The organism is Butyrivibrio sp. YAB3001, assembly GCF_900112195.1.
In the GTDB taxonomy this organism is placed as follows: Bacteria; Bacillota; Clostridia; order Lachnospirales; family Lachnospiraceae; genus Butyrivibrio.
In genome coordinates this window covers 13,350-28,085 of sequence record NZ_FOKR01000024.1, presented here as the reverse complement: position 1 = coordinate 28,085, position 14,736 = coordinate 13,350, and the positions used below count along the sequence as shown (strand labels likewise).

The following is a 14,736-nucleotide window of genomic DNA, read 5'->3' as shown; positions in this document are numbered from 1 at the left end:
TTATTTCTTTGCAATGACTGTAATCCACGGTTTACTCTCATGATGATCTGATTTAACCTTTGAAAAACCCGCTACTTTCAGAGCCCCTTCGATTTCTTCTACTGTATGACACTTCATGCCATCAATGATGCTCTCAAACTGGAGACTCGCCTTATCAGTTCCATCAGACTCATTTACAATCATGAAGACTCCACCAGGCTTAAGTGCCCTGTTTACCTCTGAAAAGCATTTCTCAAGTCCCGGCCAGAAATAAATGGTCTCAAAAGCTGTTGCAAGATCATACTGCCCATTCATGTTCAGATTAGAAACGTCGCCCTGCTGAACCTTGCAGCGTCCCTTCTGTATCATGTCTGTGTTGTAAGCTGCTGCTTTTGCAACCGAAACATCTGAATAATCAATCGCCGTAACCTTAGAAGATGGATACTTCTGTAACAGCTCATGTGCATTTCTTCCGCCTCCGCAACCAACTTCAAGGATTTCTTCCGGTGCAATGGTTTTTAAATGCGCCATTCCCCAGTCGGCCATCTTCGCGTGCCCACTGTTCATGCCATTGACCATCATCTGTCCCAGGAAGCCTTCCGGCTTTCTTGTCTGACTTACAAAGATTTTAAAAAGTCCCATAAATCATTTCCTCCCCATAAGAATCGCAGAACCTGCAAGAGCCATCCCTTTTGGCATCCAATTCTTGTAATCAGCCTTCATCGCCATCCCTCCTATGTTTGATCATATCTATCCTCTCAATTACTCCGATATCTTCCAGCACATTTATCATGCGGTATACCGTAGCTACTCCCACAGAAGAATCTTTGCTTCGTACAATACAGCAGATATCCTTGCAGCTGGCTCCGTCATTATCAGTTATCTCAAATGTTAGCATATGCTAACTCTATTTTCAATAATGCTGCCATATTTTTTCTGTCTCATCTCCTATTCTTATTCAGCAGGATCTATTGCCCCATTCATCAAGGAACTTCAATATCAGCTTAATGCTGTCCTCACTCGTCTTTTCATCAATCTCGGGGTAAATGAAAAAACTGCTTCCGACGATGCATGTCGCATCGAACATTATATAAGCGATGAATCTTTTAAAGCCATAAAAAAGCACATGGCACAGTTCTGTTAAAATCAATAAATATCTGTATCGGTTATTTATCCTTATCAAACGTGAGAAATCTTATCAATGATAAGCCTTGAAAAAGAAGTTAGCTTATGCTAACTTCTTTTTTGTAAGCATTGTAGGAATCACATTATTTTCCTAGAAAGGATGAGAAAAGTATGAGTAAAGTTAAAGTTGTTTTTTGGAGTGGAAGTGGAAATACACAGGCAATGGCAGACGCTGTTGCGAATGGCATAAAAAGTGCCGGTGTTGAAGCTGAGGTAACTACATTTGATTCCCTTAGTCCATCAGATGCAGCTAATGAATCAGTGATTGCTTTTGGATGCCCAGCGATGGGAGCAGAAGTACTTGAAGAAGGAACCGTTGAGCCCTTCATGGCTGATTATGAAACAAAATGTAGCGGTAAAAAAGTTGCCCTTTTTGGTTCCTACGGTTGGGGAGATGGCCAATGGATGAGAGACTGGCAGGACAGGCTGGTTGCAGCAGGTGCATCCATCATTGGTGGTGAAGGCGTAATTGCGAACAATGCTCCGGATGATGATGCCGTTTCACAATGTGAGGATCTTGGAAGACAGCTCGCACAGGCGTAAATCTTTGCCCCTATAAAAGGCATTGGTACAAACGCCAATGCCTTTCTGTTTCTATTCACGTTATGCATCATAATACATGAAATATACAGATTGTTAAAAATCTATAAGTAAATTATTCTGGAATATATTCCTACCGGTCACTCATACTGTCCATTCCGTCCATTCTATATTTATTTTATCTTATTATCAAGAAAGGCAATCACTCGATCAAAAGCTTCTTTGGCAGTCGAATCCACTCGTTCAGCTGCAACGAAGCAGTGCTGCTTTTCTTCACCTTTTTCTGCCAAAGGATCTATCAAATCATTTTCGACAGTAACTGCATCTAGCTGCTTATGCATCACATTCATATCGTGACGATACTCACTTCCAAGCATAATAGCTGGAGGATAATCTGCTGTCATATATGGGATGCAGTCATATCGTTCCAACTCACTTTTACTCAAGAAAATTGATCCTTTAACATAATTTCCAACCAGGATCTTACACGCAAGTGAAAAATCTTCGTATACAAGTGGTGCATCATCTACAACTATTGCACTGATCTGCTCTTTTTTCAGAACAGGCTCTATTCCAAGGAGTTTTGCATATTCAGAATTGCTTACCACAGTTCCTATCTGAGAAACCATGATTGCTCCTGCCGAAGATCCCATCAGAACAATTTTATCTGTATTCAAATGATACTCTTTACCATGCTCCATGATATATACAAATGCCTGATTTGCCTGAATCAGAGGATCCGGAAAATGTCCTTCGGGAACCAGCACATAATCCACATTTACTATGTTATACCCCTTTGCACAAAGGTCATCAATCAGATATGTTGCTTCGCTGACTGCAAGTGGATCACCCATATTCTTGCTCCCTGCAAAAAAACCTCCACCATGAAAGTAAAACAACGTTGGTCTGTCCGCTTCAAGATCATCATCCGGATAAGTTATATCTAAAAAGCTGTTAGGGTAATCGCTTCCATAATTGATCTCACTGATAAGATACTGCCCATTTTCCTTTTCCCCATTGACCGGATCGTACAAGGGTTCATAAGAATTGAGAGGTTTGCCATTAACCATAGCCCCCTTCTGAATAATATCAATGACTATCTGTGTATGTGTAGCAAGATAAAATGCTCCTCCTACGATAATAATCGCAATAACAACAATAACTGTCATCAATATCTTAATACCTTTATGCTTCTTTTTTATCTTCATTGAATCGTCCACTTGTATCACCTCTTTGACTTTTGATAACAACCATGTTACTTTATTGGTACAATTGTACCTCATGTTTTTATTCGGTCAATATCCCAATAAAAAAGGTACAAAGGAGGACTATTTGTACCATGAGAGAATCAACCAAATATGTTATGGATAAAATCACCTGTTCCCTCATTGAGCTAATGAGGGAAACATCTCTAGGCAATATATCCATTTGTGCCATCATAGAAAATGCAGAGGTAAGCCGTAACTCATTTTACCGCCATTTTCAGGATAAAGATGATATATCTTCTTATAATTCTGCTGAACTGTGCACCAGCTTCGCATCAACAGACTCTACTCCAGACAAAGATGGTGCAAGCTTTTCAGCTGTCTTACCGATTCCACTACCACCGGATGTAGCAAAAGCATGTACTGTCTTGCCTGTCCAGTTATAACCCTTAGCGAAAGTATGAACAACTCTTGGTGCCTGGCCATACCAGATTGGAAAGCCAATATAGACTGTATCGTATTTCTCAAATCCATCAATCTTCCCACTAACAGGAACGTCCTTTCCACCAATCTGCTCTCTGTTGCAACGGGCTAGTGGATTAGTCCACTTAATATCTGCAGCTGTATAAGGCTGCTCTGGAACTATTTCAAAAAGATCTGCTCCAATCTTAGCTGCGAATTCTTTTGCTACTGCTGCTGTTGTGCCTTCAGCACTGAAGTATGTTACAAGTGTTGCCATGGCAATGTTCCTCCCTTGAACTATTGACATTTTAGTTTTGTTTGATTGTATTGTTTGCAACATAATATCTTATACTAAATGAAAAATCAAGATAGAATATATATCATTTGAAGTATAGCATCAGCCTTTATATTGCCTTATACTAAAACCATGTGAATAAATCTACGACAATTAGAAAGGGCACGGTTCCTATGATTGATATATCCAAGCAAGACTGGAAACTATTCAGAGAAAAGCTACCTGAATGGCAACCTCAGGTGATGAGCATGCCTTTTTAGTGGAGCCATACGTAATTGCGCCATCCAAGGAAGAACAGTGCAACTACCTGCTTTGCATGGATAGAAATTCCAGAAGGCCAAGGACATTCAGAATTTCCAGGTTACGAAGTGTCTTTGTAACAGCAGATTCTTTTCCCATAAATCCGGAGACGCAAAAAGAACTCCAGGAAAAAGCTATCCGGAGCCCTCATTCAGTATCTTTGACTGTACAGGCAGTTGTACGCCTTAACAAATATGGAGTTAGAAAGTTCAAGGCAATCACCAAGAACAGACCTATAGTATCGAAGATTGAAGGCGACCTTTACTACTTTGACTGGCTTGAGCTTCAATTGGAAGAATACTTCAAGCGCTTTGGAAGGGATGCAATAGTTATTGAACCAGAATCTCTCAAGGAAAAAATCAAGAAGTTCTACTACTATGGTCTAAGAGAATACAGCAAATAAAAAGGACCTGCTCCAAATCCATCTCTGAATTCTTTGCTGATCCTCTCTTTTTCCTTCTTGCGGTTGTAGGCCTTTCCACTTGGAACGCTCCTTGTTACTGGATTAAAATCTCCCCAGGTGCGTCTCTGTTTGGAATGGTACTCTTTTTGCTGTTTCTTACTTCGTTTGTCCAGTGAAACATATTTGCTCATTGTCTTTCCTCCGTTTTTTCCTTCTGTACCTTTTTGTTATATTTTGATGCAGGAATACCGAACAGTAAACATACCGGTATTATCGTAGCAACCAAAACAAAAATCAATAAAATCTGTGCAGTCATTATTTTAATCCCTCCAACATTTTTGATGTTGAAATCATTATATCCTAGGTCGGAAGGCCCATATATAACTATATCGGTGATTATTAGACGGCTAATTTACTATCTATGCAAAACAAAGGCATCTCTATCCTATGTAAACGCTCAAATTAGTATTCCCTCAAAATGGTCGATTTCATGCTGGATTATCTGAGCTGTGAAGTCCTTGTACTTCCCATGCTGAGGCTTGAAGTCCTGATCAAGATAATCCACCTCAATCTCCTTATATCTGGTGCAGGTTCTCACTCCATCGAGAGAAAGGCAGCTCTCTTCTGTCTGATACTCTCCTGTTTTCTTGGTAATCACCGGATTAACCATCGCAAAATGGAATGGTCCCATAGCCACTACGATTATTCTTTTCTTAACGCCAATCATGTTGGCTGCCATACCAACGCATCTATCCTGGTTGGCTCTTAAAGTATCAAGAAGATCCTGAATTACCTGCTTGTCCGCCTCTGTTGCTGGCTCTGACTTCTGTTGCAGAAACATTGGATCTCTAACAATCTTTTTTACCATTAGTCACTATCCTCATCCATCGTCTCAATCAAAAAACTCACCGGTCTGAATCCATCGTTACAGGAAATCATTGCAGACTTGGGATTCTTCATCCAACCGTCATAAAAGTTCTCTCCGCCATGTGCCAAGGTCATCACAAAAGGCGAAACTGTCTCCCAGGCACTATCGCAGAATCCTGCCGGTTTTTCCCAACCATTGCATATAAATGTCTGTCCAAGCTCCATGGAACAGGCATGCTCTATTAGATTTTCATACTCTGCCATAAGATCCTCGTATATGGCAATCTTCTTAACAGTGATTCTTACTTTCTTCATAGCGACTCCTGTCACTTTCTAATAAACTTCTCGTCATCGCCAAGCTCATCGCTCACGAATCTCTCCACAGTCATATGCAGATCGTACTTCTCACGAAGCTCTGCAAGCTGCTTCATCATTGGACTAGCATGATGAGCATCAATAGCTTCCTGATCTGTCCAGCTGTCTATCAAAAGAACTGTCTCCGGATCATCAAGTGGCCTAAAATACTGATACCTTACTCTTATTCTGAAATCAAAATAATCCTGGGCACCGGTAACATAAGAATTATCGACGACCTCAACTTTTTCAGGTTCTCTGTACTCTTTTTCTGAATAGTACTTATTCTCCTCAGAGACTTCGTATCCATCAGCACCTTCAACCGGATCCCATTCGAAATAAACCTCAGCGCAGTCTTCTCCCGGTCTCAAAACTCCGTCTTTCACCGCAGGCACACCAAGAGTGCTGGCTTCAACCGCTTCCGGTTCACTCACTGTGCTGGAAGCAGCTCCGCTATCTGCCACTTTATTGTTTCCACAACCTACAGCAACAATCGTCATAAGTATTAACATGGCGACGCATAATCTTTTCATACTGCTCCTCCAGTGCTCAATCACAGTCAATTATTGCCTTGCTCTCAAGTCTGTCTCCATAAGTATCCTTCCACTTCTTATGCACCTCAGATGCGCTAACAGCTATGACCATTACTGTTTTCCATCCTTCTTATCCTTTATCACCACTACAACAGTTCCAACTGCGGCAACAGCCAATGCAATAAATCCATAAACCATCATGATAGCCGCACCAAAAATCGGAGTCTCAGGACCGGCACTGACAAAATAGTAGTAATAATACGTGTAGAGAATCATTCCAGCGGCAGTCGATACTACAAGCATCAGAGATGAAATACAATACTCTTTCACTCCTTTTGCAATAAGCATATTTATAACTCCAAGTACCACAATTATGATCAGTAAATACCTGCTGATCAATGTTCCTCTCAGCTTATCTACTATGAAGAACATAATAAGCGGTATCAGATTCAACCATTTTAGATATTTCATCCCTCTCCAAATCTCCTCAAACCGTAATCTCTATCTGATTTCCTTCAACAGCCACGATACAGCTCTCATAATATCCATCTCCTGTAGCACGCGGCCCGCTGACAACTTCATAGCCATCTGCTCTATTTTCATCAGATTCACTCTCCATAAAAGTGCGAATTTACCCCTTACTTTATCTCTAAAGCAACATCACCATTACCAAGAAGCTGTGTCAGCTCTTCCTCAGATAGATCAATATGCCCAAGCTTAGTATATGCCCAGGAATTTGATCCATAGAAAACCACAATCTGATTTCCTGAATAAAGAACTATATCCCCAAACTCTGTTGTGATCTGCTTATCATCCCGGCTTATGCTCTGACCTATTGATCCAACCTGCTCAAAGCCGCCATACATTGACATGTTTACTTTGAGAGGCAAGATTTCCTTCAGCTCATTTACCGAAGCATTATCTTCCCATGTAACCGGCATTTCTTTTCCATCAATAGAAAGTGTCATAGCTGTCTCTTTTGCCTCCTCTGTAACAAGCTCTCCGGTCCAGTCGATAATTCCACCAAACTCAAAGACATTGGTATATCCCATATCAAAAAGCTTCTGTGCTGCCTCTTTGCTGCGCCTTCCACTCCTGCAATAAACAAGAATTATCTGTTCAAGATCAGGAAGTTCCGATGGCATAGAATCAGTAATGCTTTCATTCGGGATACATATAGCTCCTGGAATATGCACTTCATCATACTCATCCTGGCGCCTGACATCCACAACCACATGACCATCATCAAGATCCATCATCAGCTTTGCTGTTTCCTGATCAATCTGCGTGTAACTGTCTTTATCGTTCTTGGACGCAAGAAAAACAGATGTCGGTCCATCAGCCCCACCGATGATTGTTACATCTGATTCAGTTTTAGATCCGCAGCCCGTTAATACCATAGCTAGCGCAAGCATCCCCAGGGCTAAATATCTTCTTTTCACTTAATGGTCTCCTCAGTCATTACTCTTTTATCTATTCTCATGTATCACTCTTAACACCCTTTCCTTCCACTTTTATGATCTTCTATAGAGCAGGCATCAGGTGTTCCATATTCAATTAGGCCCACAACCGCAGGATCAAGAGTAATGCTTCCGTCTTCAAGAACAAAGGCCGGTATACCAACATCTCCAATTTCCTTGGAATGATCGAATGCCGGATTGGTATCACGAAGTCTGGTAAAAGCCCCCATATTCCTGATATTTTCGCCAATGTTAATATACTCAAATTCATTCTCACGCCCTCTTATCTGCTCATGAATGTAATCGCAGTAGGGACATGTAGGCATTCCGTAAATTTTGATCATTGTTCTCCCTCCATAATGTCATTGTAAATATACCCCAATAAAAATCAATACTTTCTTCATATACTTTTAACTCCCCTAATTATATGCAAAAAAGTACTTCGACGCTATATGTGACAAAGAAGTACCATCTATATAAATCCCCATGAAATCGGGTTGTTGTAGGGAGAAAGGCTATTAAGCTCCTCTGCAGGCTTTATGACCCAACGGAAGGTCAGATTTTACTTGATGGAGTAGATATAAGAGATTACGATTACAGGCAGTATATGCAGCAGTTTGCGCCGGTATTTCAGGATTTTAAGCTTTTTTCTTTTACTATAGATGAGAATATAGCTTTTGCAAATCCAGATAAGGGCAATCATAGGTTTAGGATAAAGTATCATTTGCATAAACAAATCTGGAACAATCTTAAATTATAATAAATAAATATACGTTATATTGAATCATTTAAAATTCCTTGCTATTCTGTATTTGCATTAGATTGCAAGGAGGTTTTTATGCATAAATATATACTATCAGTTCTTCTTTCAGCTATTTTAGTCATAGTCTCCGTTACAGGATGTGGGAAAAGCATTAAAAATGAGAATGACACATCTATTACTGAAGCCTCTAATGAACTCCCTAATGGCAATGTAAGTCTTAGAGTATGGGGAGCAGATGAGGATGCAGATCTTATTAATCAAATTATAAGCAGCTTTACATCTCAATATGCAGGGCAAGCCACCTTTAATATTACCTTTGAGGCTCACAGTGAAGCTAATTGTAAGGATGATATTTTGGGGGATGTTATAAATGCTCCTGATGTCTTTACTTTCGCAGATGATCAGCTGATGGCGTTTGTGGCATCAGGTGTGCTAAAAAAGGTGTCGAACGACTCCGAGATTTCTTCAAGAAATCTTACTGCAGCAAGTGAAGCCGCTTCCATTAATGGAAGTTTATATGCTTATCCACTAACTGCAGATAATGGTTATTTCCTTTTTTATAATAAAAAATATCTAAGTGAAGAGGACGTTCAGACCATGGATAGCCTGTTGGCGGCAGCAAATAAGGCAGGAAAACAGGTTTTCATGGAGATGACTTCCGGATGGTATATGTATTCATTCTTCGGCAATACTGATATGGAAATAGGTCTTAATGACGATGGAATCTCTACTTACTGTAACTGGAATGCAACCTATACAGACATTACCGGTGTTGATGTTGCCGAAGCAATGATAAAGATAGGCACGAATCCGGCATTTGCAGCGACCAGTAATGATGGCTTTACTGCCGGAGCTGCGAATGGGACTTTTGTGGCCGGAGTAAGCGGCGTGTGGGATGAAAACGCTATTAAAGAGGCCTGGGGCGATGATTATGCTGCTACCAAGCTTCCGACTTATACTGTAAAGGGCCAGCAGTTACAGATGTCCAGCTATGCCGGGTACAAGCTTGTTGGCGTTAACTCTTATTCGGAAAATGCAGCCTGGGCAGCTAAATTTGCAGACTGGATGACAAATGAACAGAATCAGACACTGAGATTTACAATGAGAGGCCAGGGACCTTCCAATACTAATGCCTCTTCCTCAGGAGAAGTGGGAGAGTCAAAAGCAATCAAGGCGCTTCAGGAGCAGGCTCCGTATTCAAGTCTTCAGCGTGTTGGTGGAACCTATTGGGGCGCGGCAACTACTTTTGGAGAAGCTATGATTGCAGGAAACCCTTCCGGTAAGAGTCTTCAGGTACTTCTAAATGAAATGGTTACAGAAATTACAGGCGAGGAATCAAACGGCAGCCTTGATGAGAGTGAAGCCGTTGAAGAAGTAGTTGAGGCTTCTACAGAAGCTTCATCAGGAGAAGATGCTGTTACAGATGCTTCATCAGAAGACATTGCTACAGATGCTTCATCAGAAGACATCACTACGGATGCTGCATCTGAAGAAACCTCTGAGGCTGCATCAGAAGCCAATTCAGGTTCAAGTGTGAATTAAGCAGGAGGTTGAAGCAATGAAAAAAACGAGTATAAGAGTAAAAATATTGGTTCCGGTTCTACTTCTTTTTGTGATCTCGGTAATGTCAAACGTTCTTGCTATCAATAACCTTAGAAAAGTTAATGATATGGCTTCTGTGATCGCAGATAATTATCTTGGAGCAATAACGGAGTTAGATACTATAGGGCAGACTACCAAGAATATCCACACCCTTGCTCTTTCGCACATAGTTGCAACGGACTTTGAGACTATGACTGGTGTTGTAGCTCAGATTGATGAGCAGGAGGAGGCTCTTGATGAGTACATTAAGAGTTATCAGAAGTATATAGATACAAATACAGCTGATGCTTATCAGAATATGATAACAGATTACCAAAGCTTTAAAGAGTCGGTAATGATTCTTCTTGCGCAGAGCGCAAATCAGAAAACAAAAGATGCTTATAGCACTGCCAATGGACTGGTTGCAGACAGTTCAAAGAAGTTAAATGATGATATTAACACGATCATTACTTCATATAAAGAATATGCTTCCAGCGAAAGACATCTTTTGACAATGGGATTTAATATGGCTATTGTATCAGGATTAGCAGTCATGATAATTAGTGTGATAGCACTTGCAATAGCTATATACATGGTAGCCAAACATGTTATCAGACCTGTAATAAAGGCGGAAGCAGAGCTTAGAGAAATTATAGACGGAATAAACAATCGTGAAGGAGATCTTACAAAGCGAGTATCTATAAGCTCTCACGATGAGATAGGAACATTAACGCAGGGAATCAATTCCTTTATAGAACTTCTTCAGAATATATTTACTACTATTACCAGTAATTCAGAATCAATGGATAAAGTGGTCAGTGATGTTCTTGGAAGTGTACAGACTTCAAATAGCAGTGCTTCAGATCTTTCTGCTTTAACAGAAGAACTCTCTGCGACAATGCAAGAAGTTGCCAATAACGCTTCGACGATCAACAGTAATACAGAGGCTGTCAGGGCAGAGGTCGATGAAATGGCAGAAAAGAGCCGCAAGATCAATGAATATTCCAAGACGATGAAAGAGCATGCGGACGAGATGGAGCATAATGCCAAAGCGAATATGGATGAGACCAATGCTAAGGTTAATGAAATCCTGTTAGCTCTGAATCAGGCCATTGCCGATAGCCAGAGTGTAGACCAGGTTAATTCTCTGACGGATGAGATTATGAGTATTGCAAGTCAGACTAACCTTCTTTCTCTTAATGCCTCTATAGAAGCTGCGAGGGCAGGAGAAGCAGGAAAGGGCTTTGCAGTTGTAGCCGGAGAAATAGGTAGTCTTGCAGAAAATAGCCGCCAGACAGCAGGAAATATCCAGAAAATAAACTCTGTTGTAGTAAGTGCTGTTCATAATCTTTCGGACAGTGCAAATGACCTTGTTGCATATATGCAGAATTCCATTCTTCCAGAATTTTCCAAGTTTGTAGAGGATGGCGAAAAATATAGAGATAATGCTAACTATATTGAATCTGTAATGGCTGACTTTACAGAAAAGACAGATGGCTTCAAGGAAACCTTTGACGAAATTGCAGAGTCAATAGGAAGCATAACAAATGCTATCGATGAAGGTGTAAAGGGAGTTTCCTCAGCAGCTGAAAGTACTCAGACTTTGGTAAGTGATATGGACAATATTACAAAGAGAATGGATGAGAATCAGCGAATTGTAAGTGAGCTTGATGACGAAACAGCTATCTTCACAAAGATATAAATAATATCAGAGCAATATTTTTTCATTATTCTGTTAGTTTTAAACTTGCCATTATTATGTTTCTCCTATAAATTTTTTTTGATGGGGGAAGAAGTAATGGGGAGAATAAAAAGAAAAACAACTGTTATTTTGTCATTTATAATGGTGGTCTGCACTTTATGTAGCTGCAGACTGCCTTTTTTTGAAGATAATCGTACGCCTTTAGAAAAAAAGTATCCGGAGTTTATAACTATAGATGTTTTTGATGTACAGTCCAACACCAGGGGAATTCAACAGGGATGGTTTGCCATAATAGTCCGGGATGCAGTATGCGCCTCAGTATAGAGTTGTCCTGTTTGGACCTTGAGTCCTCATCAAAATCCTCGTCTGGGAGCATAACTGCGGAAACGGTTGAATTCAGCAGTCCTTCAGGAACTCCTTTTGCAAAGTACTCATTATCAAAGGCACCGGAAACATACTCATCATCGATGAAGCAGCGTACTTCTTCTCCAAGCTCACCTGATACCTTTACTGTTCCCTGATCGAATACTACCAGATATATTTCCATGTCATGCTCTTCAAGGAATTCGGTAAAAGCATCAACAGCTATTTCCATTCCCACATCTGCCGGGAAGCCGTAGCATCCGGTAGCCATAACAGGAAAAGCTATGGATTTACACTTTTTCTTGGCGGCCAAAGCAAGAGCTTTGTCATAGCACTGACGAAGAAGTTCTGATTCGCCCTGATCTCCACCTTCCCACCAGCAGCCAACTGCATGAATAATGTATTTTGCATCAAGATCAAAAGCTGGAGTAATAGCCACATCTCCTCGCTCTATCGGACCAATCTTCTCACGCTCCGCAAAAAGCTTATCCCATCCTGCAGCATTGTATATAGCAGTGTCCACGCCACTTCCAACAGTCACCTTTGGGTTGGCTGTATTAACAATAGCATCTGCTTTTACTTTTGTAATATCATTCCTGATAATCTGAAAAGGCATAACTCACCTCACTATAGTTTTTCTTTGAATGCCTTAATCAAGGCTTTATCTCTAATATCTTTCTCCCGGCCAAGTTCCTGTTTCATTTCAATCAGTCCATCAAGTGAAAGAACCGGGATTCCTTCAATGCGCTCAATCTGAGCCATAGTCTCCTTAAGGCTGTACATTTTAACGCCCTTGGAGTATTGGCGGATCTCTTCGATAGGTCTTTTCATATCCGCCATGGTCCTCAGAACATATAAACCACAACGCTCAGCCTGAAAATCACGATAGGAATCGTCCTTCTTCGCCTCGCCCTCTTCTATCTTTGCATTGTAAAAATCAATCTTCTTCTGCAAGAGCTCAGGTTCTTTAAAATGCTCAAGCAAATAATCATATAAGTAGTCTTCCATATAGTCGATGACAGAGCCATCTATATGCCCAACAAACCACTCGTACATCTTCTTGTGGGGCATCTTAGGATCATTAGCCTTATAGACTACATCCCAGGTATCCTCAATAATGCTAGCAAAATACTGAGTCTGCCCATCATCGTCCTTATCAGTATTGCCCCATTTAAGAAAGCCCTTGCAGGCAATCTCAAACAGTTCTTTATACTCTCCGCGTCCGCCAAGCTCTTCTGTCGCTTCAAGCATAAGGTCGACCATATCACATTCAAGGCCGTTGCAATCCCTGTACTCAACAAAGCCGTGTCTCGTATATCTTGAAAATATCTTGTTTATACCAACTCTGTAATCTTTAACTGTCTTAACCACGCTATTGCCCCCGCAATCTCTTTTACATACTTGCAACCTTTTTCTGTAGAAGCCTTATTGAATTGATATAGTACTCTGCAATCTCTTCAGGATAGATATTAAGCAGTTCTTTTCTCACGTAATCAATATCTTCTTCTGTGATTTCCAGAACCTTCTTCGCTGTTTTAAGCATTACATCACTCACATCAGCTAGTTCCATATCAAGCTCCTTTGAAAGAATAGAAATCCCGAAGTCCAGCTCATCAAGATGTCTAGCGAATGCAGTGCTATAGTTATCAATCATCTTCTTAGCTTCATCGACATGTCCTGTTGCATAGAACATATTCAGAAACATGCCGTTCATTTCGAATGCATCTGCAAAATCTAGCTGTACTATTCTATCGTGGTGCCTTCTAAGCTGCACAATATCTGAATTATCCAACATAAATGATAATGCAAATTGTGCGCAAACGGCTCTTTTATCAATTATAGAAAGCTCTTTATACGGTCCAACTCTCTTTTTACGTCCCATCCGATGGACAAACGCTCTGATTCATCTTTTTTAAGCCGCTGATAGTCGGTAATAATGTAGAGCTTGAACTCTGGTGATATCCACGACGCAAACTCAAAGGCAATATCAGAATGTGCATAGGTTCCACCATTCTTGCCTGCCTTTGATATTATTCCTATAGCATTTGTTGCTTCTACCCACTGTTTGGTGGTAAGCGTAAATGCAGCTTCTCCCGACTCATATTTAAACCTACCGAATTCGGTAGGTTTAAAATTTGGATTATGCAACTGCTCCCATAATCCCAAAAAATCTATAGTAGACCGATTTCTTAGCCAATGGCTGATAACAAGAGCAGCTTCTGTAGGATTCTTCTTTTTGGCTATATCAGTCAGGCATATATATGCATCTTCATTAATAACATCTCCATAAACCCTTATTTCCGTTCCGTTTACCAGACATAAACTTTTGACCAGTATCATGCAGTTCTTTATTGTGAGCAAGGTTAGACTCCGCATCCCCATAAAAATAATTCTCATGAACGAACCCCAGCCTGTCTACTTCCATTCTTATGCCAGTCTCTTCATACACCTCACGTATTACTGCTTCCTCGGCAGTCTCTCCGAACTTGATCCTACCCCCTACAGAATATAAATACTCTGGTCTGATATGGTTCCCAACCATAAGGAACTTTCCATCCTTCAGAATTATTGCACCTACTCTGATGTTAATAAATCCATTGTCGCACTGCACTGTCATGTCTTTACTCATATCCAATTATTCCCCTTAACTATTTCCAACAAACTATTTCTAATATATCAAAAAGAGACGCCGCTTAACAGCAATTAATACTGCTAAACAGCGCCTTGTTTTACCAATCAATAAC

The 14,736-nt window shown here is 40.5% G+C and carries 23 protein-coding genes and 2 pseudogenes; 7 read left to right on the top strand and 18 right to left on the bottom strand.

What is annotated here, in order from left to right; translation table 11 throughout:
- Nucleotides 1–621 (bottom strand): class I SAM-dependent methyltransferase, encoded by a 621-nt coding sequence (locus tag BM086_RS18065; RefSeq protein WP_092330657.1) that lies wholly within the window; start codon nucleotides 619–621, stop codon nucleotides 1–3.
- 70 nt (nucleotides 622–691) lie between these two features.
- Nucleotides 692–877 carry a transcriptional repressor gene (locus BM086_RS18060; protein WP_092330652.1) on the bottom strand — a complete coding sequence of 62 codons (186 nt, stop codon included), beginning with the start codon at nucleotides 875–877 and terminating at the stop codon, nucleotides 692–694.
- On the opposite strand from BM086_RS18060, the gene BM086_RS18055 reads away from it, so the two are divergent.
- Both BM086_RS18055 and BM086_RS18050 read left to right on the top strand, forming a co-directional pair.
- Nucleotides 878–1,123 carry an iron dependent repressor, metal binding and dimerization domain protein gene (locus BM086_RS18055; RefSeq protein ID WP_092330648.1) on the top strand — a complete coding sequence of 82 codons (246 nt, stop codon included), beginning with the start codon at nucleotides 878–880 and terminating at the stop codon, nucleotides 1,121–1,123. It begins immediately after the preceding gene.
- Nucleotides 1,124–1,275: 152 nt separating this feature from the next.
- Nucleotides 1,276–1,707: a flavodoxin gene (locus tag BM086_RS18050; RefSeq protein WP_092330644.1), complete on the top strand. Its 432-nt coding sequence runs from the start codon at nucleotides 1,276–1,278 to the stop codon at nucleotides 1,705–1,707.
- A gap of 170 nt (nucleotides 1,708–1,877) precedes the next feature.
- Here BM086_RS18050 and BM086_RS18045 read toward each other — a convergent pair whose 3' ends face one another.
- Nucleotides 1,878–2,924 carry an alpha/beta hydrolase gene (locus BM086_RS18045; protein WP_207651003.1) on the bottom strand — a complete coding sequence of 349 codons (1,047 nt, stop codon included), beginning with the start codon at nucleotides 2,922–2,924 and terminating at the stop codon, nucleotides 1,878–1,880.
- 32 nt (nucleotides 2,925–2,956) lie between these two features.
- Here BM086_RS18045 and BM086_RS22130 point away from each other — a divergent pair.
- Nucleotides 2,957–3,193 (top strand): annotated as a pseudogene (locus tag BM086_RS22130) (TetR/AcrR family transcriptional regulator); the annotation flags it as partial.
- A 17-nt stretch (nucleotides 3,194–3,210) separates the two neighbouring features.
- Here the strand turns inward: BM086_RS22130 and BM086_RS18035 are convergent.
- Nucleotides 3,211–3,648, bottom strand: coding sequence for a flavodoxin (locus tag BM086_RS18035; protein ID WP_092330633.1), 438 nt, complete (start codon nucleotides 3,646–3,648; stop codon nucleotides 3,211–3,213).
- 244 nt (nucleotides 3,649–3,892) lie between these two features.
- Here BM086_RS18035 and BM086_RS18030 point away from each other — a divergent pair, with 244 nt between their 5' ends.
- Nucleotides 3,893–4,369, top strand: coding sequence for a WYL domain-containing protein (locus tag BM086_RS18030; protein ID WP_092330628.1), 477 nt, complete (start codon nucleotides 3,893–3,895; stop codon nucleotides 4,367–4,369).
- Here the strand turns inward: BM086_RS18030 and BM086_RS18025 are convergent.
- From BM086_RS18025 to BM086_RS17990, 9 genes and pseudogenes are all read right to left on the bottom strand, one after another.
- Nucleotides 4,342–4,560 (bottom strand): hypothetical protein, encoded by a 219-nt coding sequence (locus BM086_RS18025; RefSeq protein WP_092330623.1) that lies wholly within the window; start codon nucleotides 4,558–4,560, stop codon nucleotides 4,342–4,344. The genes BM086_RS18030 and BM086_RS18025 overlap by 28 nt on opposite strands.
- A complete protein-coding gene (locus BM086_RS21690; RefSeq protein ID WP_255367872.1) occupies nucleotides 4,557–4,685 on the bottom strand; it encodes a hypothetical protein in 129 nt (42 codons plus the stop codon). Before BM086_RS21690 ends, BM086_RS18025 begins: the two co-directional genes overlap by 4 nt.
- Before the next feature lie 141 nt (nucleotides 4,686–4,826).
- Nucleotides 4,827–5,237, bottom strand: coding sequence for a peptide deformylase (locus BM086_RS18020; protein WP_092330618.1), 411 nt, complete (start codon nucleotides 5,235–5,237; stop codon nucleotides 4,827–4,829).
- Entirely contained in the window at nucleotides 5,237–5,551 is a 315-nt protein-coding gene (locus tag BM086_RS18015; protein WP_092330613.1) for a TIGR04076 family protein, read from the bottom strand. The genes BM086_RS18020 and BM086_RS18015 overlap by 1 nt, the downstream gene beginning before the upstream one ends.
- 11 nt (nucleotides 5,552–5,562) lie before the next feature.
- A complete protein-coding gene (locus BM086_RS22125) occupies nucleotides 5,563–6,123 on the bottom strand; it encodes a putative quinol monooxygenase (RefSeq protein ID WP_330391641.1) in 561 nt (186 codons plus the stop codon).
- A gap of 111 nt (nucleotides 6,124–6,234) precedes the next feature.
- Nucleotides 6,235–6,594, bottom strand: a complete 360-nt coding sequence (locus BM086_RS18005) for a hypothetical protein (protein ID WP_092330609.1) — start codon at nucleotides 6,592–6,594, stop codon at nucleotides 6,235–6,237.
- A gap of 16 nt (nucleotides 6,595–6,610) precedes the next feature.
- Nucleotides 6,611–6,718: pseudogene (locus tag BM086_RS18000) on the bottom strand (VOC family protein); the annotation flags it as partial.
- A 43-nt stretch (nucleotides 6,719–6,761) separates the two neighbouring features.
- Nucleotides 6,762–7,565, bottom strand: coding sequence for a cyclophilin-like fold protein (locus tag BM086_RS22120; protein WP_330391638.1), 804 nt, complete (start codon nucleotides 7,563–7,565; stop codon nucleotides 6,762–6,764).
- 50 nt (nucleotides 7,566–7,615) lie between these two features.
- Entirely contained in the window at nucleotides 7,616–7,927 is a 312-nt protein-coding gene (locus tag BM086_RS17990) for a hypothetical protein (protein ID WP_026492913.1), read from the bottom strand.
- A gap of 173 nt (nucleotides 7,928–8,100) precedes the next feature.
- Between BM086_RS17990 and BM086_RS21980 the strand changes: the two genes are divergently transcribed.
- The 3 genes from BM086_RS21980 to BM086_RS17975 all read left to right on the top strand — a co-directional run bounded on the left by BM086_RS21980 (nucleotide 8,101) and on the right by BM086_RS17975 (nucleotide 11,629).
- The gene (locus tag BM086_RS21980; RefSeq protein ID WP_092330605.1) at nucleotides 8,101–8,343 is read left to right on the top strand and encodes an ATP-binding cassette domain-containing protein; all 243 of its coding nucleotides are present in this window, start codon (nucleotides 8,101–8,103) and stop codon (nucleotides 8,341–8,343) included.
- A 78-nt stretch (nucleotides 8,344–8,421) separates the two neighbouring features.
- A complete protein-coding gene (locus BM086_RS17980; RefSeq protein WP_092330601.1) occupies nucleotides 8,422–9,888 on the top strand; it encodes an extracellular solute-binding protein in 1,467 nt (488 codons plus the stop codon).
- Between the two features lie 16 nt (nucleotides 9,889–9,904).
- Complete coding sequence (locus BM086_RS17975) at nucleotides 9,905–11,629, top strand: methyl-accepting chemotaxis protein (protein ID WP_092330597.1); 1,725 nt, start codon at nucleotides 9,905–9,907, stop codon at nucleotides 11,627–11,629.
- Between the two features lie 229 nt (nucleotides 11,630–11,858).
- Here BM086_RS17975 and BM086_RS17970 read toward each other — a convergent pair whose 3' ends face one another.
- The 5 genes from BM086_RS17970 to BM086_RS17950 are packed head-to-tail and all read right to left on the bottom strand — an operon-like array spanning nucleotide 11,859 to nucleotide 14,621.
- Complete coding sequence (locus BM086_RS17970) at nucleotides 11,859–12,608, bottom strand: macro domain-containing protein (protein WP_092330592.1); 750 nt, start codon at nucleotides 12,606–12,608, stop codon at nucleotides 11,859–11,861.
- Nucleotides 12,609–12,619: 11 nt separating this feature from the next.
- Nucleotides 12,620–13,363, bottom strand: a complete 744-nt coding sequence (locus tag BM086_RS17965; RefSeq protein WP_092330587.1) for a hypothetical protein — start codon at nucleotides 13,361–13,363, stop codon at nucleotides 12,620–12,622.
- 22 nt (nucleotides 13,364–13,385) lie between these two features.
- Entirely contained in the window at nucleotides 13,386–13,874 is a 489-nt protein-coding gene (locus BM086_RS17960) for a hypothetical protein (protein WP_141107784.1), read from the bottom strand.
- The gene (locus tag BM086_RS17955; RefSeq protein ID WP_092330576.1) at nucleotides 13,829–14,332 is read right to left on the bottom strand and encodes a KilA-N domain-containing protein; all 504 of its coding nucleotides are present in this window, start codon (nucleotides 14,330–14,332) and stop codon (nucleotides 13,829–13,831) included. Before BM086_RS17955 ends, BM086_RS17960 begins: the two co-directional genes overlap by 46 nt.
- A complete protein-coding gene (locus tag BM086_RS17950) occupies nucleotides 14,265–14,621 on the bottom strand; it encodes an NUDIX domain-containing protein (RefSeq protein WP_242952259.1) in 357 nt (118 codons plus the stop codon). The genes BM086_RS17955 and BM086_RS17950 overlap by 68 nt, the downstream gene beginning before the upstream one ends.
- Nucleotides 14,622–14,736: the final 115 nt, after the last annotated feature.